Source organism: Chloroflexota bacterium (assembly GCA_009840625.1).
Classification (GTDB): domain Bacteria; phylum Chloroflexota; class UBA11872; order UBA11872; family VXNJ01; genus VXNJ01.
Window position 1 is genome coordinate 24781 of sequence record VXNJ01000014.1, and the last position, 22226, is coordinate 47006.

Sequence of the window (22226 nt, forward strand, 5' to 3'; positions counted from 1 at the left end):
CTAGTTGCGGAAAGAGCGGTAGCAGAACCGCACGGTAAGGGTCTGCAATCCGGCCGCCAGGCCGCCGATCGTCAGTCGCCCGCTCTTGGAGCGTTCGTCCAGGTCCACGATCGCGGACAGCATGGCCCGCAAATCCGCCTCTCCCAAACCCATCGCCTGGGGCGCCGCCCTCCGCACCATTCCCGGCGAGGTTCGCGCGCGCTTGGCCACCGCGCCGTAATCGGCACCGGCGGCGATCAGGCTGCGGATAGTAATCAGTTGCCTAACCCGCGCCGCCAGCATCGCGATCAACGCTTCCGGAGCCTCGCCCTCCTCCAGTAGACCGGCCAGCAGGCTGGCCGCACGCGCCGGATCGGCGGCGACCACGGCGTCGATGTAATCCCAGACCACCACGTGCGCCGGCAGCGGGTCGACCGAGCGAACGTGACTTGCCGAAACCCGCCCCTCGAACCCGACCAGGGCGGAGAGTTTTTCGACCTCCCGGGCCAGGACGTTGCCATCCAGTTCCGCCTGTCGCAGCAGCAGTTCGACCGCTTCGGGGTCCAGCGTCACGCCGCCCTCGCGGGCCAGGTCGGCCACCCAGCGGCGGGCGTTCTGGCCGGACCGCGGGTCGCCGGTCAGGGCGGGCAGGGCATGAACTCTGAGGCGATCCGATTCCAGGGTCTGGGCGGCGCGGATGCGTCCGGAGCGCTCGCGCCCGGTAATCCCGTCCAGGCTGACGGTCAGAACGACCTCCGTCGTATCCGGAAGCCGGCCCAGGTTCTCGGCTAGCCAGCGCCAGAAGGGACCGCTGCGGGTGGGCGGCGGAAGGTTTTCGACCAGCACCGTCCGGCGGGCCGACCCCATGAACGGGAGCGAGAGGAACGCGGTCGAGACTTCCTGAAGATCGGCTTCCTGCCCGTCGAGGCGGGTCAGGTTCACCCCGTCGCCAGAGTCACCCAGCAGGCCCTTGACGACCTGCTGCATGCGCTGGTCGCGGTCGCCGATGACAAGGTGGACGTTCTGACTGCCGGGTGCCATGGCGCAGTCTATGGGCCCGAACGCTTGCTGGCACAAAACTGGGCCCCTTCCTACAATCAGGCCAGCGCAGGGGATCCGATTTTCAGGACAGGACGGTAAAAGTTGGCGGTCGCAATCAGAAACGCGGAACAGATCATCGCCGACTACGCGGCGGCTCGTCCACGGAGCGCGGCGCTTGCCGAACGCGCCGGGGGAGTGCTGGCCGGCGGAGTCGAGCACGACATGCGGATCTCGATCCCGTTCCCGGTGTACATCGAGCGCGCCGAAGGTGCCCACAAGTGGGACGTCGACGGGCATCGCTACATCGACTACATCGTCGGACACGGCGCCCTGCTGCTCGGACACAACCACCCGGCGATCCTGGGTCCGGTGCGCGAGCAACTGGCGCGGGGCACTCATTTCGGGGCCTCGCACGAACAGGTGATTGGCTGGGGCGAGCGCGTCCTTGATCTGGTGCCGTCGGCCGAATTCGTCCGCTTCCTCTCTTCCGGGACCGAAGCCACGATGATGGCCATGCGCATGTGCCGCGCGGTAACCGGCCGCGACAAGGTGCTCAAATTCCAGGGCCATTTCCACGGCTGGCACGAATACGCGATCGTCGCCTACGAGGAGCCGTTCGCGATCCCGACCTCGGCCGGCGTCCCGCAGGCGGTGCGCGACCAGGTCCTGGCGATCCCGGTCAACGATGAAGACCTGCTCGCCGACACACTGGGTTCGCGCGACGATATCGCCGGTGTGATCCTGGAGCCTTCCGGCGGCAGCTGGGGTTGGCGCCCGACCGAGTTGTCGTGGGTTCGGCGGCTGCGCGAGTTGACCGCGGCCCACCAGATCCCGCTGATCTTCGACGAGGTGGTCACCGGATTCCGTTTCGGGCCCGGCGGTTACCAGGGCGAGTTTGGCATCGTTCCCGACCTGACGACGATGGCCAAGATCATGGCCGGAGGGTTCCCTGGCGCCGCAGTGGCCGGACAGGCCCGGTTCCTGGAGCGGTTGGAATATCGCGGCGATTCAGTGTGGGACCGCGGGCAGCGGATCGCCCACCCCGGCACCTACAACGGCAACCCGCTGTCGGCGACCGCCGGCGCCGCGGTGCTCGAATACATCGCCGACGGTAAGGTTCACGCCAAGATCAACCGGCTGGGCGACCGCCTGCGCGACGGAATCGACGCCGCGTTCGCCGAGGCCGGCGTGCCCGGCGGATCCTACGGTTCGCACTCCTTCTTCCACATCACCTTCAACGGCGAGTACGGTTCGGCCGGAACCGGTCCGAGCAAGCTATTCGGGTGCCTGATGCTGGAGAACGGCGTGCACATCGGCTCGCACGGCGGCATGCTGTCGGCGGCCCTCGACGATGCCGATATCGACGCCACCGTTGACGCCGTCCGCGCCAGCCTGGAAGGACTGAAGAGGGCCGGCCAGCTCGACTAGGCGGCGGCCCGCCGGACTAGGTCTGGAGGTCGATCGACTGTTCGTGGGCGGCCCTGATGGCGCGCCCGAACAGTCCGCGAATCCCGCCTTCTTCAAACACCTGCAGGGCCCGGGCGGTGGTCCCGCCGGGCGAGGTCACCTGCGATTTGAGAACCGCCGGGTGTGCGCCAGTCGCATCGGCCAGCGCCATCGATCCGGCGATCGTCTCCATCGCCATCTTTTGGGCCACGTCGCGCGGCAAGCCGAGAAAAACCCCTGCGTCGGTCCATGATTCCAGCAAAAGGAAAGCGTAGGCCGGACCGCTGGCGCTGACCGCGGTGGCGATGTCGATGTGATGTTCGTCGGCGGTGTAGAGCTCAGAGCCCAATCCGTTGAGGATTTCGCGGACCCGGGCCAGGCTGGATTCGGATACTGCTTCGGAAGCCGTCCATACGGTGAATCCGCGGCCCACCTGAACGGCGGTGTTGGGCATCGCCCTGACCACGCGCTGATGGCCGAGGTGGGCAGTCAATGAATTCAGCCTGGCCCCGGTCACGAAGGAGATCACGAGCTGGCTCTCGTTGATGTGGGCGGCGGCCTGGGCGGCGGCCTGTTCCAGGTGCTGCGGCTTGACCACCAGGATGACCGTATCGGCCTCCGCCATCCAGGGGCCGCACTCGGCGAACGCCTTCACTCCCGTGCCCTCCATCAGCGCCTCGCGGGCGGCGGGCAACGGGTCGCACGCCTGGATCGAATCGGGAGCGCAAATCTGGGATTGGATCAAGCCCCGAATGGTGGCCGTAGCCATCGCGCCGGCGCCGATGAAGGCGACTCTGCCTGCCATGAGCGGTCCTTAGGGCGAGCCTTTAGCAAGAATCGGTTTAACCGTTCCTAGGTTAAGTGTAGGGGCGGTCCCGATGCAGCTTTTACCATCCCCCGGACCCGCCGATTGCACCCGATTTATGGATTGCCCAGCGTCGCCCTGGTCGGTGCGCCCGGCGCCGGGCGCAGCCGACTGCTGCGGGCGCTGGCACCCGAATCCCGCCATCGCACCAATCTCTCGCCCCGCCTGTCCGCCGATCGGGGCCGGGTCGTGCTTTATGACCCGCAGCTGGACGAATTGGCGCAATTGCTGGGGTCGGCCAAATCCAGCCCGGCCCAAATCGAATTCGTCGATTGCCAGGCCGGCCTCGGCGACGCCCACGGGCAGGCCGAGTGGTTCGGCAACCTGGCCGCGTTCGACGCCCTGGCGCTGGTGCTGGGGCTCTACGCCGAACCGGATCCACTAGCGGCGCTCGATCCGACGCTGGACCTCGTGCGCGAGGAACTAAATATTTGGGATCTGGGGTTGGCCAAACGCAGACTGGAACGCATCCGGGCCGAACTGCCCCGCGCGCCGCGCGCCGAGCGCGCCCAATTGGAGCGTGAACGTGACCTTTTCTCCCGGATCGTCGATCACCTGGGCGGCGGGCGCTCGCTGGCTGAATTGGGCCTTCAGGCGCCTGAAACCGAGCTGCTGCGCGGTTTCGGCTTCCTCGGCCGCAAACCGTTCCTGGTGGTTGCCAACACAGCCGATTCGACGGTGGGCGATTGGAGCAAATTGAAGGCAAATTGCCGTTGGCCGCTGGTCGGAGTCAGCGCCGAACTCGAGTCCGAAGCGGCCGAGCTGGAACCGGATCTGGGATCGGAGCTGCTGTCCGAATACGGCATCGCCGAAGGGCCGATTTCGCGCCGGGTCGCGGCCGCCGCCGGAGGCGCCCTGCAGATCCGGACGTGCTACACGGCCAACCGGCGCGAGGCGCGCGCCTGGTCGATCGGTCCCGAGGCCAGCGCCTACCAGCTGGCCGACGCCGTCCACAGCGACGTGGCGCGAGGGTTCATCCGGGCCGAGGTCATCTTGGCAGCCGAACTGATTGGACTGGGATCCCTGGCCAGGGCCCGGGAGCTTGGTAGCCTGCGGCGCGAGGGACGCGACTACCGGCTGGCCGACGGCGACCTTGTCAACATCCTCTTCTCCGGCTGACTACCCGCCGCGGTGGGCCAGCCCGACGATGTCGGCCAGCGAATCGACGCCGGCCTCTCCGCAATAGCGTTTGATCCCCTCGGCCAGGAGGGCGGCGCGGTCGGCGGCCACGAAATTGATCGTGCCCAGTTGAATGGCGGCCGCTCCGGCCAGGATGTACTCCAGGGCGTCCTCGAGGCCAGAGATCCCTCCAACCCCGACGATCGGAATATCGACTTCGGGGTAGACCTCGAAAACAAAGCGGACTCCCAGGGGCCGGATGGCCGGGCCGGACAGTCCGCCGAACACCCCGCCCAACAGCGGCCTGCGGCTGGCCGGGTCGATCTTCATGCCCAGGACGGTGTTCATGATCGTGAGCCCGTTGGCCCCGGCCGCCTGCGCGGCCAACGCCAGCGGCCGCATGTCGGTCACGTTCGGCGAGAGCTTGGCCAGCAGCGGCAGCGAGCAGTTGTCGCGGATCGTGGCGACCGCGGCCGACAGGAGGTCAGCGTCGGTTGCGAATTCGAGTCCGTTGGCAACGTTCGGGCAGGAGAAGTTGGCCTCGATTGCGTCCACCCCGGGAACGCCTTCAAGCATCCTGGCCATACTTGCAAATTCAGCCAGCGAGTACCCGGCCAGGCTGACCACGACCGCCGGCGGCATAGCCTGCCAGCGGCGCTGGTAGCTGCGCACGATCCCTTCCAATCCGGGATTGGGCAGCCCGATCGAATTGAGCATCCCGGAAGGCGTCTCGACGGTGCGTGGAGTGGCATTTCCCTCGCGCGGATTGGAGGTCGCGGTCTTGGTAACGACCGCACCGATGGCAGCCAGGTCGCTCACCCTGGCCAGTTCGTCGGCGAACCCGGCCGTGCCCGAAGCGGTCATAACCGGGTTTGAAATCCGCAACGGCCGATCACCGGCGCAAATGTGGACGGGGAGGTCGGTACCGGCGCCTGGCAAGCAAATCCTCCCCTGCGGGGCGTTATGGGCAATCTAACCTTGCCGAGCCCCGGGCAAGACTACGGTACGGCCCCAAGAAGCGATCGGAAATGCTGGATTTGTAATTACAAATCCTGAATTCGCACTTGCGGTGATAACATAATTTTGTCACCTGCGGCGGCTGGCGCAAATCTGTGAATCGATGCGGCGTCGGGCATTTCGGAAGCGGTTGTTCATTGGCAACAAAAATTGCGGTCGCCAACCAAAAGGGCGGGGTAGGCAAGACCACCACGACCGCGAATTTGGGCGTTGCCATGGCCCGCGACGAAAAGCGGGTGCTGCTGGTCGACATGGACCCGCAGTCGAACCTGACCGCCGCTTTCGGGCTGGAACGCAATCTTGCCGAGACGCTGACTCAGGCCCTAATCGACCGCGACCGCGCGCTCCCGATCCTGCGCGTGGCCGACGCGTCGGGCATCGAGGTTGATATCGTCCCGGCCAGCCTGGACATGACGACCGTCGAGACGGCGCTTGCTTCGCGTATCGGGCGCGAAATGCGGCTGCGCGACAAGCTGCGCAAGATCGAAGAGGATTACGATTTCATCCTGATCGACACGCCCCCGTCGCTGGGACTGCTGACCGTCAACTCGCTGGTCGCGGCCGAGTACGTGGTGGTCCCCACCGAGGCCCGGTTCTTCTCGCTGCAGGGACTGGAGATGCTCAAGGAGAGTATCAACGAGGTCCTTTACATAAATCCGAATCTGCGAATTCTGGGAATCCTGCTCTCCAAGCTGGATCGCCGACTGCGCGAAGAGAAATCGGTCGCCGAGTTCATCCGCGAGGAATGGGGCGACACCGCGTTTTCGGCCTACATACCCACCAATAGCAAGATCCTGGAAGCATCCAGCAACGGCGTCTCGTTGTACGCCTACAAGAAAAATCGCACCTCAACGCCGGGCCTGAGACTGGCGATCGGATCCTATGAAGAACTAGCAAAGGAAGTGGCTGAACGTGTCTGACCGCGACGGAAGCGCTTTTGATCCAATCCGCCTGCAGGACCGGAGGCGCGACTCAAATGTTGTGGCCGGTCTGGTCGGGTCGGGACCCAACATGCGATCGAACGCGGTGCACGACATCAAGGTCTTCGGGGTCGGCGGCGCCGGCAACAACGCCATAAACCGCATGATCGCCGAAGGTGTTGGTGGAGTCACGTTCGTCGCCGTCAACTGCGATGCCCAGGATCTGGAACAATCGCGCGCCGATGAGCGCATCATCATCGGCGAGCGATCGACCAAGCGGCTGGGGGCCGGGGCCGATCCCCGGCTGGGCGAGAAGGCCGCCATCGAGTCGCTGTCGGCGATCGAGACCGCCGTGGCCGACGCCGACATGGTCTTTATCACCGCCGGCATGGGCGGTGGGACCGGATCCGGCGCGGGCCCGATCGTCGCCCGCGCGGCGCGTGCTGCCGGGGCATTGACGGTCGGAGTCGTGACCACGCCGTTCGCATTTGAACAGGGCATGCGGATGCGGGTCGCCCGCACTGCCGTCGAGAACATGTACCAGAACGTAGATTCGTTGGTCGTCGTCAGCAACGACAAGCTCGTGGAGCTGGTTCCGCGGTCCCAGCCGATCGCCGACGCTTTTCGAATAGCCGACGAAATGCTGCTCAACGGCGTCCGCGGGATAACCGACCTGGTAACCAATTGCGGCTTCATCAACGTCGACTTCGCCGACGTGCGCAAGATCATGTACGACTCGGGGACCGCGATGCTCGGAGTCGGTTCGGCCGCCGGCGGGGATCGGGCCGAATCGGCCCTGAAGGCGGCGCTGAAAAGCCCGCTGCTGGAAACCCCGGTGGAGAGCGCGACCGGAATACTCGTCAACATCACCGCCGGGCCGGACCTGGGCATTCACGAGGTGAACCGGATCGTGGATTCCATCCGCCAGACCTCCGATCCCGACGCCGACATCGTTTTCGGCGCGGTAATCGACGAGGAGGCCCGGGACCGACTCTCGGTAACCGTCATCGCCACCGGATCCGATCAAGCGCACGGCGCCGCGTCCCCGGCCGCCGAACTCCCCCGGCGGCGATCCGATCCACCGGACCTGGACTCGATTCACCGCGAATTTGAAAAACTGGGTGCCGAGCTAGGCGAAAGCCAGCCGGTGGCAGTCGCCGAATCAGCGGCCGGTGCCTACGATGACCTGGATCCCTGGCACGATCTTGATCCCGAGATCCCGGCGTTCATACGCCGCCGCCGCAACCTGCGCCAGTAGGAACCGAACCCGGCCGCCCGGCGGGGGGCCGACAATCTAGCAAAAACCGACCGGTGAGCACCGGTCGATTGCGGGCAAGACGTGGGACGCAATGGGAACTAACCCGCCCGAACAGGCGGCGCTGGAGCGAATCTGCCAGTGGTTGACCGACCGCGAGGGCACACCACGGCCCTGGAACGCGCTGGAGATGCTGCAGCTGGCGCTGCACTATTGCGACGTTCCAGGTTTGTACGCGATGCTGCGCGACAGCGCGGCCGAGGGACGCGGCGGCAACCGGTCCCAGGGCATGGCGCTGCGCCTGGCCGCCGAGCGGCTGAATTCGGCGCTGCCGCGGCAGCTCCTGCCGGTAAACCGCGCCGCCAGCCGGGCCCAGCAGCTGCGCCGGTTCGCCCACCTGCAGAACGAGGCCATGGCTGCGATCTCCTCCGCCTACGAGGCCCGTGGCCGGAGCGCCGAGACGGACTCTGCGGGGCTCGGCAGCCTGGAAGCCCTGCGGCGCATTGCCAAGGCCGCAAATTCGTCGTTGGACGTGAACGAGACCTGCGATTTCACCGCCGACGCGATCGTGAGCGTGATGGACGTCGACGAGTGCTCGGTCTGGATCCTCGACGAGACGACCAACCGCCTTGTGCTGCGCAGCACGACCGGCCTCAATCGCGACCAGATCGGTCAGGCCGGATTGCAGATCGGCGAGGGCATTTCCGGCTCGGCGGCCGAACTGGGGCGCTCGATCGCGGTGCGCGACGCCTGGGCCGACCCGCGCTTCAAGGTTCTGCCGGCGCTGGACGAGGAAATCTATCGCAGCCTGTTGGCGGTACCGGTAGTGCTCGCCAACCCGGCCCGCCTGCTTGGGGTGCTCTCGATCCGGTCGCGGATCCACCGCGATTTCCCCAGCCAGGAAATCGAATTCGTGGAGACCGCGGCCGAGCAACTGGCGACCGCGCTCTGGAACGCCACCCTTTACCAGCAGACCGACGAGCGCCTGCGGCAGCGCAACAACGAACTGACCACCCTGCAGCGCATCTCGCAAAACCTGACTTCGCGCCTGGAATACACCGAAGTGCTGTCCACGATCGCCGAGCAGGCCGCGGCGATCCTGAATGCCGACAAAGCGGCGATTTTTCAGCTGGATGAATCTGCCGGCGATCTCTCCATCGTCGCCGCCCACAAGCTCAGCGCCCGTTACCGGAGCCTGCGCCTGCAACTCGGCGAGGGCGTGGCCGGACGGGTGGCGGAGCGGCGGGCGCCGCTGATAGTCGAGGACGCGCTATCCGACCAGCGCCTGCGCGTCTCGCGGGAGTTGATCGAAGCCGAGGGATACCGGTCGATGATCTGCGTGCCTCTAATGTTTCGCGGGTCGGTGATCGGGGTGATCAGCGTCTATTCGGTGGCGGTTGGCGAATTCGTCGAGGAGGAGCTCCGGATCATCGCCAGTTTTGCCGACCAGGCCGCCATCGCCATGGCCAACGCCCGGTTGTACGAGCAGTCGCTGCGGGGTCTGCACCGCAATGAACTGCTGCTGCGCGAACTCCACCACCGGGTCAAGAACAACCTGCAGACGGTGGCATCGCTGCTCAACCTGCAGTCGCGGCGAACCAGGTCGCCGGAAGTGGCCTCGGTGCTCGCCCTGTCGGCCGGCCGGATCGCCGGCATGGCGGCGGTCCACGACCTGCTGTCGGCGCAGGAAGACGAAGCGGCCACCGCGATCGAGATCGTTAACAAGATGGCCGAAATCGCCAGCTCGGACGCATCCGCTACCGGGATGTCGGTGCAGATCTCGGTCGATGGAGACCGGGTCGAGATCGACGAGGACCGGGCCACGGTGTTCGCCCTGGTGGTCAACGAATTGATATGGAACGCAATGGGTCACGGTTTCGACGTAGGCCTGAAGGGCCGCATTGGGGTGCGGATCGAGGTGGACGCCGACATGATCAAGACCAGCGTCCGCGACAACGGTTGCGGTCTCCCGGCGAATTTCGAGTTGGGACGCGATTCAGGGCTGGGCCTCACCATCGTGCAGCAGTTGGTCGAATCCGATCTCGGCGGCCACTTTTCGTTGCGAAATGACGCGGGATGCGTTGCCGCGGTTACTTTCCCACTGCCGCGTCGCGCCGGCAATCGGCCGATTCCTGTGCTGGGCTCAGAACGCGAACAGTCCACCGCGCCAGCCTAGTTTTTGTGCCGTCCATCCTGCCGCAGCCGGGGCCGATCGCTGCGCGAACCGTGATCAGGTTGGAACCGGCTCCGAACGCCAGTCCGCAAACCTCGCGAGCACCTGAAATGCCAGTCGCCGCCGAGGTGCCAGCGAAGGGGGCCCATCACCGTTGCTGCGGCACCCGAAAGGCTGGCACGGCGCAATTTGCCAAAAGCACCAGTTCTCGAGCTTTGTCCGCCGCACATCCGCGGCCGGGGTCGACGCTTGAAGACTTATCTAATCCAGCAGCAATCGGACCTTCTGGAGAACTTCCGCCACAACTGAGCGTGGTGCCCGAGTCGCCAATCGTGCTCCTCGATGGCGCCAGTCCAAGCTCCTGATTTGATCGGCGATAACGACGCCGGTTACCGGTCCATTTGGCGGCAGTTTTACTTCGAATGGCCAGGCCCGGATTCTGGTCGTGATTGGACATGCCAAAGCTACGCTAGACCGCTCGTTGTAACTTCGCGGACTCAATATCAGCGCGTGACGGCGGCCGGCTTGCTCGTGTCCGACTTGGTCTGCGAAACGCAGCCAGACGATGTCGCCGCGACCGGGGACCGGTTCGCCGTCTACCATTCTTCCTCGCCTAGTGGCGGACCCCATTCTTCCTCGGGGTGTTGACGATTCCTGGACATTTCCTTTATCAGGTCGTTGAGGTCGAAGTTCCGTTTTCGCAAATGCAACTCTTCCCCTTTTGGATCGATTTCTATCGCCGACCCTTCGCCGACCCCCCACTGCTCAGCAACCGCCTTAGGAATTCGGATGGCAAGGCTAGAGCCCCACTTTGAAACGTGTGACTTGACGCCCATAATCAACTCCTTGAGGATATTCATTGTATATCTTTTGGATTCACGTCGTTGGAATTGCGGCAACCAGCCGGCCAATTTCGCCAGCCCCCGCAATTCAGACCGTCGCCCAAATGCAATCCGAAGGGGTATGCAACCGCTACTTCAATACCCGCGAGGCGGGGTGATGATGCTGCCAGGGTAAATTTCGCGGCATCCTCGTTAGTCCGGCCCAGGCCGCCGTTTGGTTACGGCTAGGCCCGGTCGGCAGCGGACGCCCAACCTCCAACGCCGGCGGGCTCCCGCCGAGCGGGGCGGATCGGCGCCCGAGGCAACCGCGGCGACGCGGAATCCGGGGCCCGCCCGTCAAGTCCGTGTTCGTCGGCGTAAGGGAGCGCGGCTAGGAGTTCCGGGCGAAGAGGATCGAACCGATCACCCAGACTGGTGAGAAATCGAGGCTGGCTTAAATGCCCGAATCCCATTGCCAGGTAAGCTCCCGGGCTTCGAACACCGGACCTTCGGTGCAGACGCGCTTTAGCCCCGATCGGGTGGTCACAACGCAGCTGTAGCACACTCCGAGACCGCACGCCATCCGTGCCTCCAGCGCGAATTGGACAGGCCGGTGGCGCAGCCGCTGCGGGGTGGGGTCGAGAGCGTCGATCCGGCTTGCGCAGGCCTGCAGCATCGGGTTGGGCCCGCAGGCCAGCACCGCATCCGACCACTGGTACCACTCCGGCAGCAGCTCGACGACGCTGCCGGTCGCGCCGTAGGATCCGTCGTCGGTGGCGTAATACACCTCGGCATGCGCGGGAAGCTTGGCGGCGGGGGTCAGCCCGGCTTGCGAGCGCGCTCCGTTCAGAATCACGCAGGAGCGGTCCGGAGCCGATTCGGCCTGGGCGATTAGCGGTCCCAGGCCGATGCCCCCGCCGACCAGCAGCAGGTGCCGGCATCCGTCCGGCGGCGCAAAGCTCGAACCCAGCGGCCCGAGGGTGTCCACCGGATCGCCGGGTCGCAATTCGGAAAGCCAACGCGAGCCGCGACCGACGACATGGAACAGGATCGCCACCGCTCCTTCGCGGGCATCGATTCGCGAGAGGCTGTAGGGCCTCCGCAGCAACGGGTCCTGCTCGCCGCCGCTTACGTGCACGAACTGCCCCGGTCGGGCGCGGTCGGCGATCTGCGGGGTGGCAAGTTCGATCCACCACAGCGATTCGGACAGCTGCTCGTTGGCGATCACCGTCGCCACGTCGAAGATCGGGCTGGGCCCGGTCATTGGCGCCGGTCGTGGCGGTAATGGTCGATAGGAAGAACGAATTCTTCGTCGGCGGATTCGAGCGCCCGCACCAGGGCGGCGGCGGTATCCAGCGAGGTGAGGCAGGGCAGCATGCGCTCGTTGGCCGATCGCCGCATCCGAAAACCGTCTTCGAGCGTCGGCCGGTCCCAGGTAAGGGTGTTTACGACCAGGACGGTCGCGGGATCGCGAACGTGGTCGAGCAGGCTCAGTTGCCCGGGCGAGGCCTCGTCGAGCCGGTTGATGGTCTCGGCCGGAATGCCGGCCCCCGCCAGGAACCGGGCGGTGCCGCGCGTGGCCTTGATGTGGTACCCGCGGGCATTGAGCGACCTGGCGATCGGGAGCGCCTCGGGTTTGTCGCGGTCGGCGACCGACATGATCACCGTGCCGCGATCGGGGATTCCCAGTCCGGCCGCCAGCATGGCCTTGCGCAGGGCCGGGGCAAAGCCGAAGTCGACGCCCATGGCCTCGCCGGTCGATTTCATTTCCGGGCCGAGGAACGAATCTACCCCGGTCAGCTTTGCGTGCGAGAAGACCGGGGCCTTGACCGCTACCAGCGGTCCTTCCGGGGCATGGCCGTAGTCCCAGCCCTGCTCCGGCAGGGTCTGACCCAGCATCGCCTTGGTCGCCAGTCCGACCATCGGAATCCCGGTCACCTTGGAGAGAAACGGAACCGTCCGGCTGGCGCGGGGATTTACCTCGATCACGTAGACCTGGTCCTCCCAGATCACGTACTGGATGTTGAGCAGACCCACCGCGCGAACCGCCCTGGCGATGCGGTCGGTGTAGTCGACCAGGACTTCCTTGAGGTGCCCGGCCACGTGCTGCGTCGGATAGACCGCGAAGCTGTCTCCGGAGTGGACGCCGGCCCGTTCGATGTGTTCCATGATTCCCGGAATGAGTACCCCGTGCCCGTCGCAGACCGCGTCGACCTCGACCTCCAGACCCTGCAGGTACTTGTCGATGAGCACCGGGTGTTCGGGCGACGGCTGGGTCACGGTCGCCACGTACCGGCTCAGACCGGCGGGATCGGACGCGATCTCCATGGCCCGCCCGCCCAGCACGTAGGAAGGCCGGATCAGAACGGGGTACCCGATCCGGCGGGCCACCGACAGGGCGTCCTCGATCCGCCGCACCGTGGCGCCGGGCGGACGCGGTATGCCCAGTTCTTCCAAGAGACCGTCCAATTTTTCGCGGTCTTCCGACGCGTCGATGCTGGCGGCGTCGGAGCCGGTCAGCGAAACCCCCATGTTGTAGAGGGGCTCGGCAAGATTGATGGCCGTCTGGCCGCCGAACTGGACCACGACCCGCGGATCGCCGCCGCCGGACTCGTTGTCGATGATGTCCGCGACGCACTCCACGTCGAGGGCTTCGAAGTACAACCGGTCGGAGGTGTCGAAATCGGTGCTGACGGTCTCCGGGTTGCTGTTGATCATCACCGCCCGCCAACCGCTCTCCTGGAGCGCCCAGGCCGAGTGCACCGAGCAGTAGTCGAATTCGATGCCCTGCCCGATCCGGATCGGGCCCGATCCCACCACCACCGCCGCTTGGCCGGATTGCCGGTCGGCCTCGTTTTCCGCCTCGTAGGTCGAATAGAAATACGGCGTCACCGCGGCGAATTCGGCCGCGCAGGTGTCGACCAGCTTGTAGACCGGCACGATTCCGAGCCGCTTGCGCAACTCGCGCACCCGGTCGGGCAGATAGTCGGCCAGCTGGGCGATCACCGAATCCGGAACACCGAGCCGCTTGGCGTCCCAGAGCAGCGCCGCGTCCAAAGGCTCCTCCAGCAGCCGCAGCTCCATGGCGATCAAGTTGCCCAGCTTGGCGATGAAGAAGCGGTCGATTGCGCTCAGCTCGAATATTTCCTCGACGCTGCGCCCGCGCCGCAGCGCCGCCAGGATCGCCCACAGGCGCTGGTCGTTGGGGTGGCTGATGGCCCGGTCCAGGACCTGGTGATCGCTCCAGGCGGGGTCCTCCCAGAGCATCGAACGGCCGCTGATCTCCAGCGAACGTAGCGCCTTGCTGACCGCCCCTTCGATGGTGCGTTCGATGGACATCACCTCGCCGGTGGCCTTCATCTGGGTCCCCAGCGAGCGGTCGGCGGTCGGGAATTTGTCGAACGGCCAGCGCGGAATCTTGGCGACCACGTAGTCGAGCGCCGGCTCGAACGCGGCCGCGGTTTCGCCGGTGATCGGATTGGCAAGCTCGTCGAGACGGAACCCGATCGCGATCTTGGCGGCGATGCGCGCGATCGGGTAGCCGGTGGCCTTGGAAGCCAGCGCCGACGAGCGGCTCACGCGCGGATTCACCTCGATGACGCGGTACTGGAACGAGTTCGGGTCCAGGGCCAGCTGGACGTTGCAGCCCCCGGCGATGTCCAGGGCGTCGATGATCTTCAGCGATGCGCTGCGCAGGAGCTGGTACTCCTTGTCCGAAAGGGTCTGGCTGGGGGCGAAAACAATCGAATCGCCGGTGTGCACCCCCATCGGGTCGAAGTTTTCCATGTTGCAGATGGTCACGCAGGTACCGGCCGCGTCGCGCATGACCTCGTATTCGATTTCTTTCCAACCGGACAGGTATTCCTCGACGAGCACCTGCCCGATCGGGGAAGCCTCGACGCCCTGCGCAACCAGTTCATCCAGGCGGTTCAGGTCCTCGGCGATCCCGCCCCCGGTGCCGCCCAGGGTGTAGGCCGGACGGATGATCAGCGGGAACCCCAATCGTTCGGCTATCGAGCGCCCCTCGGCAACCGTGTGGGCGATGTCCGATCCGGGAATCGGTTCGTCGATCCTCAGCATCAGGCGCCGGAATAGGTCCCGGTCCTCCGCCTGCCGGATCGCCGAGATCGGAGTTCCCAGGAGGCGGACCCCATAGCGCTCCAGGATCCCGGCCTCCTGCACCTCGCGGGCCAGGTTGAGGCCAGTCTGGCCGCCCAGCGTCGCCAGCAGGCCGTCGGGGCGTTCGCGCCGGATGATTCGTTCGACGATCTCCACCGTAAGCGGTTCGATATAGACCACGTCGGCCACGTCCTCGTCGGTCATGATCGTGGCCGGGTTGGAGTTGACCAGGACGGTCGTGATCCCTTCCTCGCGGACCGCCTTGCACGCCTGGGTGCCGGCGTAGTCGAATTCGGCCGCCTGCCCAATCACGATCGGGCCGGATCCGATGATCAGCACCTTGCGCAACGAGGAGTCCTTCATCGGCTTTCGACCAGATCCAGAAACCGGTCAAAGAGATGCTGGTTGTCCTGCGGACCGGGGGCGGCTTCGGGGTGGTACTGGACCGAGAACACCGGCAGGTCCCGGTGGGCCAGGCCTTCGACCGAACCGTCGTTTAAGTTCAGGTGGGATACGGCGAATCCGGAACTTTCCGGGATTGATTCGGCCTCGACCTGGAAACCGTGATTCTGTGCGGTAATGCAGACCCGACCGCTGGCCAGCTCCTTGACCGGGTGGTTCGAGCCGCGGTGTCCGAATTTGAGGCGCGAGGTCTTGGCGCCGATCGCCAGCCCCAGGACCTGGTGCCCCAGGCATATCCCCATCAGCGGATACCGCTCGATCAGGGCGCCCACGGTTTCAACTGCCCGGACCGCCGCCTCAGGGTCGCCCGGACCGTTGGCCAGAACCACACCGTCGGGTCGCAATGCGTCGACTTCCGCCGCGCTGACGCCGTAGGGCAGCACGCTGATGCGGCAGCCGCGCACCGCCAGCGAACGGGCAATGTTGGACTTGGCGCCGGTGTCCAGCAGGGCAATCCGGGGGCGCGATGGCCGCGTCTCCGGTGCGGGCCAGGGATCCCACGGCCCGCTCTCGAACTCGTATCGGCGGCCGTAGGTCACTTCTTCGATCAGGTGCTGGGCCGACAGCGCCGGCACCGCGGCGGCGCGTTTTTGGAGCTCGGTCAGAAACCGGTCCGGCAAAACGGCCCGCCCGGTGATCCAGGCGAAGCGGTCGCAGTCGGGGACATCACCTTCCACCCGGCTCAGCAAGCCCTTGCGGACACCGCCCGACCGCAGTATTCGGACCAGCCGCCGGGTGTCGATGCCGGAGAGGACCGGAATGCCGAATTCGGAGAGGAATTCGGAAAGCGGCTGCTGGTTGCGCCAGTTGCTGGCGCGCTCGGCATGCTCGCGCACCACCAGTCCCGCCAGCCAGGGCCGGCGCGATTCGGGATCGTGCCGATTGGCGCCGTAGTTGTTTATCAGGGGGTACGCCAGCACCACGATCTGTCCGCGATAGGAAGGATCGGTAGTGATCTCCTGGTACCCGGTCATGGAGGTGTTGAAGACGACCTCGCCGCCAACCTCGCCGCCCGGCCCGTGGGCGTAGCCGAAGAAGTGTTCGCCGGTCTCCAGGCTTAGGATCGCCCGGTGCTGCATCAGGATCGCGCCGCCGGGGATTCGATCTCGAAGACCGACTCCCCGTCCACCCAGGTGGCAACCGCCCGACCGGGCAGGGTTTTTCCGTGCAGGGGCGAGTTCTTGCCCCGGGACCGAAAGCGCCAGCGGTCCACCCTCCAGGTCCGGGCGGTGTCGATGGCCACGATGTCGGCTGCCGCCCCCGGCGCCAGGGTTCCGCCCGGAAGGCCGTACAGGCGGGCCGGGTTGATGGTCATCATCGCCAGCAGGTCCGGGAGCTCCAGCACGCCGTCGGCCACCACCGACAGCATCACCCCCAATGCGGTTTCGAATCCGGAGAAACCGGACGGAGCTTCCTCGAACGGGGCCAGTTTTTCATGCTCGGCGTGCGGCGCGTGATCGGTGCCGATTAGGTCGAACGCACCGGCCGCGAGGCCTGCGCGGAGCGCGTCTACGTGGTCGCGCGACCGCAGCGGCGGGTTTACCTTGGCCTGGCTGTCAAACGCGTGCTCCCCCTCGCCGGCGATGAGTTCGTCGGTCAGGGTGAGGTGATGGGGCGAGACTTCCGCGAACACCCGGACGCCACCGGCACGGGCGCGATCCAGTATCTCGACCGATCCGCCCGAGGATATGTGCAGGGCGTGGTAACGGCAGCCGGTGAGCCGGGCCAGGCGAAGGTCTCGCTCGAGCATGATTTCCTCGGCCTGGTGCGGGGCTCCGATCAGGCCCAGGCGGGCTGAAACGTGACCCTCGTGCATGCTGGCGCCGGCAATCAGGGTCGGATCCTCGGCATGGTTGGACACCGGCAGGTCGAAACGGGTCGCGTATTCGAATGCGGTCCGCATCAGCCGTGCCGAGGCCACCGGTATTCCGTCGTCTGAAAACCCGATCGCCCCGGCCGCCGCCAGCCGGCCCATGTCAGAAAGCTGCCGGCCCTCGAGACCGATGCTGATGCTGGCCAGCTGGGCGATGCGCACGCAGGCCCCACGGGCGCGTTCCTGGATATCCCGCAGCACCGCGGGGTGGTCGACCACCGGGTTGGTGTTGGCCATCGCGACCACCGTCGTGAATCCCCCGGCCGCCGCCGCCCGGGCCCCCGATTCGATGGTCTCCTTGTGCTCGCCCCCCGGGGTACGCAGGTGGCAGTGGGGGTCGACCAGGCCCGGCGCCACGACCAGCCCGTCGGCGTCAAATCGCCGGGCGCCGTCGGGGGCCGCGATGTCGCGGCCGCGCGCTTCGACGCGGCCCGCGCGGACCAGCAGGTCGGCGACCTGGTCGAAACCGTCGGCCGGGTCGATCACCCGGCCTCCCCTGATCAACAGGTCCGGGGAGTCGGTCAAGATTCGACTCGCAGCACGTTGCGGGCCAACAGGTAGATCACTGCCATCCGGACCGCCAGCCCGGCGGTGACCTGTTCGGAAATGACCGATCGGTCCGAATCGGCCAGATCCGGCTCGATCTCGACGCCGGTGTTCTGCGGACCGGGATGCATGAGGATTGCCCCCTCCCCGGCCGACTCGATGTGGCGGCGGCGAATGGAGTAGCTGGCCACGTACTCGCCGGTCGAGGCCAGCCAGGGGCCGGACATGCGTTCGCGCTGGATCCGCAGCCCCATCAAGACGTCGGCCCCAACCGCCGCCCGGTCGAGGTCGGACTCGATCGATACCGCCGGCATCGCCGCCAGCTGCCCGGGAACCAGCTGCGGCGGGCCGCAGAGGACCAGTTCGGCGCCCAGCTTGCCCAGGGCCAGGACGTTCGAGCGGGCGACCCGGCTGTGCCGGATATCGCCGACGATCACTACCCGCAGGCCGTCAACGGACCCGAACCGCCGGCGGATGGTGAGGGCGTCGAGCAGTCCCTGGCTGGGATGGGCATGGCAGCCGTCGCCGGCGTTGATCACCGGCCCGTCCAGGATCCGGGCAGCAAGGTGCGGGGCGCCGGCGCGGGCGTGCCGCATCACGAACATGTCGGCCCCCAGGGCAGCCACCGTGGCCAGGGTATCGACCATCGATTCGCCCTTGGAAAGGGAACTCCCGGCGGAGGCGAAATTGATTACTTCGGCCCCGAGCGCCTTGGCGGCCAGCTCGAACGAGATCCGGGTCCTGGTCGATGACTCGAAGAACATGTTCGCCAGTTTCACCCCGCGCAGCGCCGGCACCTGCGGCACCTGGCGGTCGAGAATCTCGGCCATCGATTCGGCCGCATCCAGTACGTACTCGATATCCGTCCGGCTGTAACCGTCCAGGTCGAGCAGGTGCCGGTGGCCGAAGCCGTTCAACGCTCGCCCGCCGAAATGGTGACCCGATCGGTTTCATCAATCTCGGCAATCAGCACCTGCACGTGGTCGGCGCGCCGGGTCGGAAGGTTCTTGCCGACGTAGTCGGGCCGGATCGGCAGTTCGCGGTGGCCGCGGTCGATGAGCACCGCCAGCTGGACCCGGTCGGGGCGGCCGAACGACCCGAGCGCATTCAGCGCGGCCCGCACCGAGCGACCGGTGTATACGACGTCATCGACCAGGATCACGTTGAGCCGGTCCAGGCTGAAATCGATCCGGCTGGGGAGAATCTCGCGCAGCGGAGCTCGAATGGCGAGGTCGTCGCGGTGCATGGTGATGTCGAGCTGTCCGACCCGCGGCCGGACGCCTTCGATAGCGGCGATCGTGCCGGCCAGGCGCTCGGCCAGGGGTGCGCCACGGGTGCAAATCCCCACCAGGGCCAGCGATTCGGGATCTCCGCAGCGCTCTATGATCTCGTGCGCCATGCGGCGCAGCGAACGACCGATCTCGGCTTCGGACATCACCGTCCGACGCCGACGCGGGGATTCTGCGGGGTCTAAAAGAAAGCGGTCAACCGGTTCGGTCGACCGCGTCGTATCGTGCTCGGGGCCGGATGTGGCCAAGGCGACCTTTCTGCCTCACTGGGCCAGATTAAAGGTTCGTGCATTCTATTTGATTCGCGGTCTGCGGCCGCCCGAAATGGCGCCGAAATCCTCCTACCAGCGGCAGACAATGTCCTCGCGCGCCTGGCCGGTTCCGATGTACCGCACCGGGGCCCCGGCGATCTCCTCCACCCGCTCGACGTAGGCGCGCGCGTTGGGCGGCAGATCCCGCCACGTGGAAATCCCGGCGGTCGGCCGGACCCAGCCCGGCATGAAGTCGTAGACCGGCTGGGCGCGGGCCAGCTGGTGGGTGTTGGGCACCCACTCGACGTTCTCGCCGGCGATTTCGTAGGCGCGGCAGATTGGAATTTCGGCAACACCGTCAAGGAGGTCCAATTTGGTCAGGGCAAGATCCGTCACCCCGTTTAGAGCCACCGCGTAACGGACTGCGACGGCGTCCATCCAACCCACGCGACGGGGGCGGCCGGTCGCGACCCCGAATTCGTCGCCCTCGATTCGCAACCGCTCGGCCTGCGGGCCCGAGAGCTCGGTCGGGAATGGACCCTCGCCCACTGACGAGGTGAACGCCTTGGCCACGCCCACGACCGCGTCGATCCGCCGCGGCGGAATCCCGGCGCCGATGCTTGCCCCGCCGGCGGTCGGGGACGACGAGGTCACGTAAGGGTAGTGACCCCAGTTGATGTCCCGCATGATCCCCAGTTGACCCTCGAGCAGAGTGTCCCGGTCGGAGGCCAGCGCCTCCTGCACCACCCCGAAACTGTCCACCACGTAGGGTGCCAGTCCCTCGGCCCAAACCTGGCACCGCTCCAGGATCGACTCCAGCTCCGGGGGCTCTTCACCCATCCGCGCCAGCTGGGCCGACTTTTCGGGAATCGTGTTTTCCAGCCAGCGCCGCAGGTACTCGGGCTCGAACAAATCGGCGATTTGGATTCCGCTGCGGGCGTGCTTGTCGGCATACAGCGGGCCGTTGCCGCGACCGGTCGTTCCCTGCAGTAGATCTCCGCGCGAGCGTTCCTGGGCGCCGTCCAGGGTCCGGTGATAGGGCATGATCACGTGGGCGCGCTCGGCAATCATGATCCGTTCCCGGACCCGCAGCTGCGGCACCTTCTCGTCCAGCGCGTTGATCTCGGTCAGGAAGGAATCCGGATTCACGCCCGTGCCCGGCCCGAGCAGATTGCGGACTTTCCCGTGAAAGATGCCCGAAGGTACCAGGTGCAGGCCGAACCGGCCGTGTTCGTTGACCACCGTGTGGCCGGCATTGTCCGAGCCCTGGAACCGAATTACCAGACCGCAATCGGCGGCCAGGAAATCGACGATCTTGCCCTTGCCCTCGTCGCCCCACTGGGTGCCGATAACACACGTAACCGTCATTTGTCGTCCATTTGCAATTTCGCCGCCGCAATCGGTCCGCCGGAGCGGCCGGTCTAGGTCAGCTGCAGATCCTCTTGAAACGCGGTCTGCATCTTGGTGATTGGGAACTGGGCGCTGCAGGCGCGCAGAAATCCTACAAACAACGGGTGCGGGCGATTCGGCCGGGACTTGAATTCCGGGTGGAACTGCACCCCGACGAACCAGGGGTGATCGGCAAGTTCGACGATTTCAACCAGGTCGCGGTCCTCGTTGATTCCCGAGAGGACCATGCCCGCCTGCTGCAGGCGGTTCCGGTAGGCGTTGTTGAATTCCATCCGGTGCCGGTGCCGCTCGGAGACCCGTCCGACTTCATAGGCCGCCGCCGCCCGCGTGCCGCGCGCAATCGTGCAGGGGTGCGCTCCGAGCCGCATCGTCCCGCCGAGGTCGATGTCGCCATGGTGCTGCGGCATCGGCAGGATCACCTGCTCGCCGGCCTCGGCGTCCTGTTCGTACGAAACCGCCCCTGCGACCCCGGCCGCGTTGCGGGCGAACTCGACGACCGCCATCTGCATCCCCAGGCAAAGCCCCAGGTAGGGCGTGCCGGTCGCGCGGGCCCAGCCGGCGGCCGCGATCTTGCCTTCCAGGCCGCGCACGCCGAATCCCCCGGGCACCAGGACACCGTCGACCCCCGCCAGTATCTCGTCGGCCGATCCGCACTCGATCGCCTCCGAGTCCACCCAGCGGATCTTGACCCGGGCCGAGTTGGCGACGCCGGCGTGGTACAGCGCCTGCACGACGCTCATGTACGCGTCGGTCGCCTCGACGTACTTGCCGACCAGCGCGATCTCGAGTTCGCGCTGGTGCTGATGCGATCGCTCGACCATCGCCTGCCAATCTGTCAGGTCGACCGGCCCGGCATCGATTCCCAGGTGCCGGCAGATGTAATCGCCCAGGCCTTCCTCCTCCAGATGCATCGGCAAGCCGTAGATGTCCGAAAGGGTCGGCAGCGAAATCACCGCGTCGACGTCGACGTCGCAAAACAGGGCGATCTTCTCGCGGGTGGCGGGACCGAGCGGCTGTTCGCAGCGGCAGGCGATTACTTCGGGCAGGATACCGATCGACCGCAACGTGGCCACCGAGTGCTGGGTCGGCTTGGTCTTGAACTCGCCCGATGGACCGAGCCGCGGCACGTAGGTCAGATGGATGTACATGATGTTCTCTTGGCCGACGTCCCGCTTGAGCTGGCGCAACGCCTCGACGAACGGCAGGCCCTCCATGTCGCCAATGGTGCCGCCGACCTCGACCACCAGCACCTGCGCGCCAAAGGTCTGCTCCTGGCGCAGGATCCGCGACTTGATCGCATCGGTCACGTGCGGGATGACCTGGATGGTCCCGCCCAGGAAATCGCCCCAGCGCTCGCGCCGGATCACCTCCGCGTACACCTGCCCGCTGGTCGTGTTGCAGTCGGCGGTCAGGTTTACGTCGGTGAAGCGTTCGTAGTGCCCCAGATCAAGGTCGGTTTCGGCACCGTCGTCGGTTACGAACACCTCGCCGTGCTGGGCCGGATTCATCGTGCCGGGATCGACGTTCAGATAGGGGTCGAGCTTGATGTTGATCACGCCCAGGCCGCGGGACTTGAGGATTCGCCCGATTGAACCGCAGGTAACCCCCTTGCCGAGCCCGGACATCACGCCACCGGTAAC

Annotated in this window: 18 protein-coding genes; 5 read left to right on the top strand and 13 right to left on the bottom strand. The window is 66.2% G+C overall.

Annotated elements, in window-relative coordinates; genetic code table 11:
* Complete coding sequence (gene holA, locus F4X41_08450) at window positions 1-1317, bottom strand: DNA polymerase III subunit delta (GenBank protein MYB17040.1); 1317 nt, start codon at window positions 1315-1317, stop codon at window positions 1-3.
* Between holA and F4X41_08455 the strand changes: the two genes are divergently transcribed.
* A complete protein-coding gene (locus F4X41_08455) occupies window positions 1243-2448 on the top strand; it encodes an aminotransferase class III-fold pyridoxal phosphate-dependent enzyme (protein MYB17041.1) in 1206 nt (401 codons plus the stop codon). The two genes, holA and F4X41_08455, sit on opposite strands and share 75 nt — an antisense overlap.
* A gap of 16 nt (window positions 2449-2464) precedes the next feature.
* Here F4X41_08455 and F4X41_08460 read toward each other — a convergent pair whose 3' ends face one another.
* Complete coding sequence (locus F4X41_08460) at window positions 2465-3271, bottom strand: pyrroline-5-carboxylate reductase (protein ID MYB17042.1); 807 nt, start codon at window positions 3269-3271, stop codon at window positions 2465-2467.
* Window positions 3272-3358: 87 nt separating this feature from the next.
* Between F4X41_08460 and ychF the strand changes: the two genes are divergently transcribed.
* Window positions 3359-4450: a redox-regulated ATPase YchF gene (gene ychF / locus F4X41_08465; GenBank protein MYB17043.1), complete on the top strand. Its 1092-nt coding sequence runs from the start codon at window positions 3359-3361 to the stop codon at window positions 4448-4450.
* Here the strand turns inward: ychF and F4X41_08470 are convergent, their stop codons facing one another.
* Window positions 4451-5314 carry a dihydroorotate dehydrogenase gene (locus tag F4X41_08470; GenBank protein MYB17044.1) on the bottom strand — a complete coding sequence of 288 codons (864 nt, stop codon included), beginning with the start codon at window positions 5312-5314 and terminating at the stop codon, window positions 4451-4453.
* 248 nt (window positions 5315-5562) lie between these two features.
* Here F4X41_08470 and F4X41_08475 point away from each other — a divergent pair, with 248 nt between their 5' ends.
* The 3 genes from F4X41_08475 to F4X41_08485 all read left to right on the top strand — a co-directional run bounded on the left by F4X41_08475 (window position 5563) and on the right by F4X41_08485 (window position 9818).
* Window positions 5563-6387 carry a ParA family protein gene (locus F4X41_08475; protein ID MYB17045.1) on the top strand — a complete coding sequence of 275 codons (825 nt, stop codon included), beginning with the start codon at window positions 5563-5565 and terminating at the stop codon, window positions 6385-6387.
* A 91-nt stretch (window positions 6388-6478) separates the two neighbouring features.
* The gene (gene ftsZ, locus F4X41_08480) at window positions 6479-7645 is read left to right on the top strand and encodes a cell division protein FtsZ (protein MYB17046.1); all 1167 of its coding nucleotides are present in this window, start codon (window positions 6479-6481) and stop codon (window positions 7643-7645) included.
* 91 nt (window positions 7646-7736) lie between these two features.
* Entirely contained in the window at window positions 7737-9818 is a 2082-nt protein-coding gene (locus tag F4X41_08485) for a GAF domain-containing protein (GenBank protein ID MYB17047.1), read from the top strand.
* Between the two features lie 258 nt (window positions 9819-10076).
* Here the strand turns inward: F4X41_08485 and F4X41_08490 are convergent, their stop codons facing one another.
* From F4X41_08490 to F4X41_08535, 10 genes are all read right to left on the bottom strand, one after another.
* Window positions 10077-10418 (bottom strand): mRNA-degrading endonuclease, encoded by a 342-nt coding sequence (locus tag F4X41_08490; protein MYB17048.1) that lies wholly within the window; start codon window positions 10416-10418, stop codon window positions 10077-10079.
* Window positions 10412-10675 (bottom strand): AbrB/MazE/SpoVT family DNA-binding domain-containing protein, encoded by a 264-nt coding sequence (locus F4X41_08495; protein ID MYB17049.1) that lies wholly within the window; start codon window positions 10673-10675, stop codon window positions 10412-10414. The genes F4X41_08490 and F4X41_08495 overlap by 7 nt, the downstream gene beginning before the upstream one ends.
* Window positions 10676-11090: 415 nt before the next feature.
* A complete protein-coding gene (locus F4X41_08500; protein ID MYB17050.1) occupies window positions 11091-11900 on the bottom strand; it encodes a dihydroorotate dehydrogenase electron transfer subunit in 810 nt (269 codons plus the stop codon).
* Window positions 11897-15118, bottom strand: coding sequence for a carbamoyl-phosphate synthase large subunit (gene carB, locus F4X41_08505; GenBank protein ID MYB17051.1), 3222 nt, complete (start codon window positions 15116-15118; stop codon window positions 11897-11899). Before carB ends, F4X41_08500 begins: the two co-directional genes overlap by 4 nt.
* On the bottom strand, window positions 15115-16296 hold the full coding sequence (carA, locus tag F4X41_08510; protein MYB17052.1) for a glutamine-hydrolyzing carbamoyl-phosphate synthase small subunit: 1182 nt from the start codon (window positions 16294-16296) through the stop codon (window positions 15115-15117). Before carA ends, carB begins: the two co-directional genes overlap by 4 nt.
* Complete coding sequence (locus F4X41_08515; GenBank protein MYB17053.1) at window positions 16296-17615, bottom strand: dihydroorotase; 1320 nt, start codon at window positions 17613-17615, stop codon at window positions 16296-16298. Before F4X41_08515 ends, carA begins: the two co-directional genes overlap by 1 nt.
* Window positions 17612-18553, bottom strand: coding sequence for an aspartate carbamoyltransferase catalytic subunit (locus F4X41_08520; protein ID MYB17054.1), 942 nt, complete (start codon window positions 18551-18553; stop codon window positions 17612-17614). The genes F4X41_08515 and F4X41_08520 overlap by 4 nt, the downstream gene beginning before the upstream one ends.
* Window positions 18550-19071, bottom strand: a complete 522-nt coding sequence (gene pyrR, locus F4X41_08525; GenBank protein MYB17055.1) for a bifunctional pyr operon transcriptional regulator/uracil phosphoribosyltransferase PyrR — start codon at window positions 19069-19071, stop codon at window positions 18550-18552. The genes F4X41_08520 and pyrR overlap by 4 nt, the downstream gene beginning before the upstream one ends.
* 195 nt (window positions 19072-19266) lie before the next feature.
* On the bottom strand, window positions 19267-20544 hold the full coding sequence (locus F4X41_08530; GenBank protein ID MYB17056.1) for an adenylosuccinate synthase: 1278 nt from the start codon (window positions 20542-20544) through the stop codon (window positions 19267-19269).
* Between the two features lie 53 nt (window positions 20545-20597).
* The gene (locus F4X41_08535; GenBank protein ID MYB17057.1) at window positions 20598-22211 is read right to left on the bottom strand and encodes a CTP synthase; all 1614 of its coding nucleotides are present in this window, start codon (window positions 22209-22211) and stop codon (window positions 20598-20600) included.
* Window positions 22212-22226 lie beyond the last annotated feature (15 nt).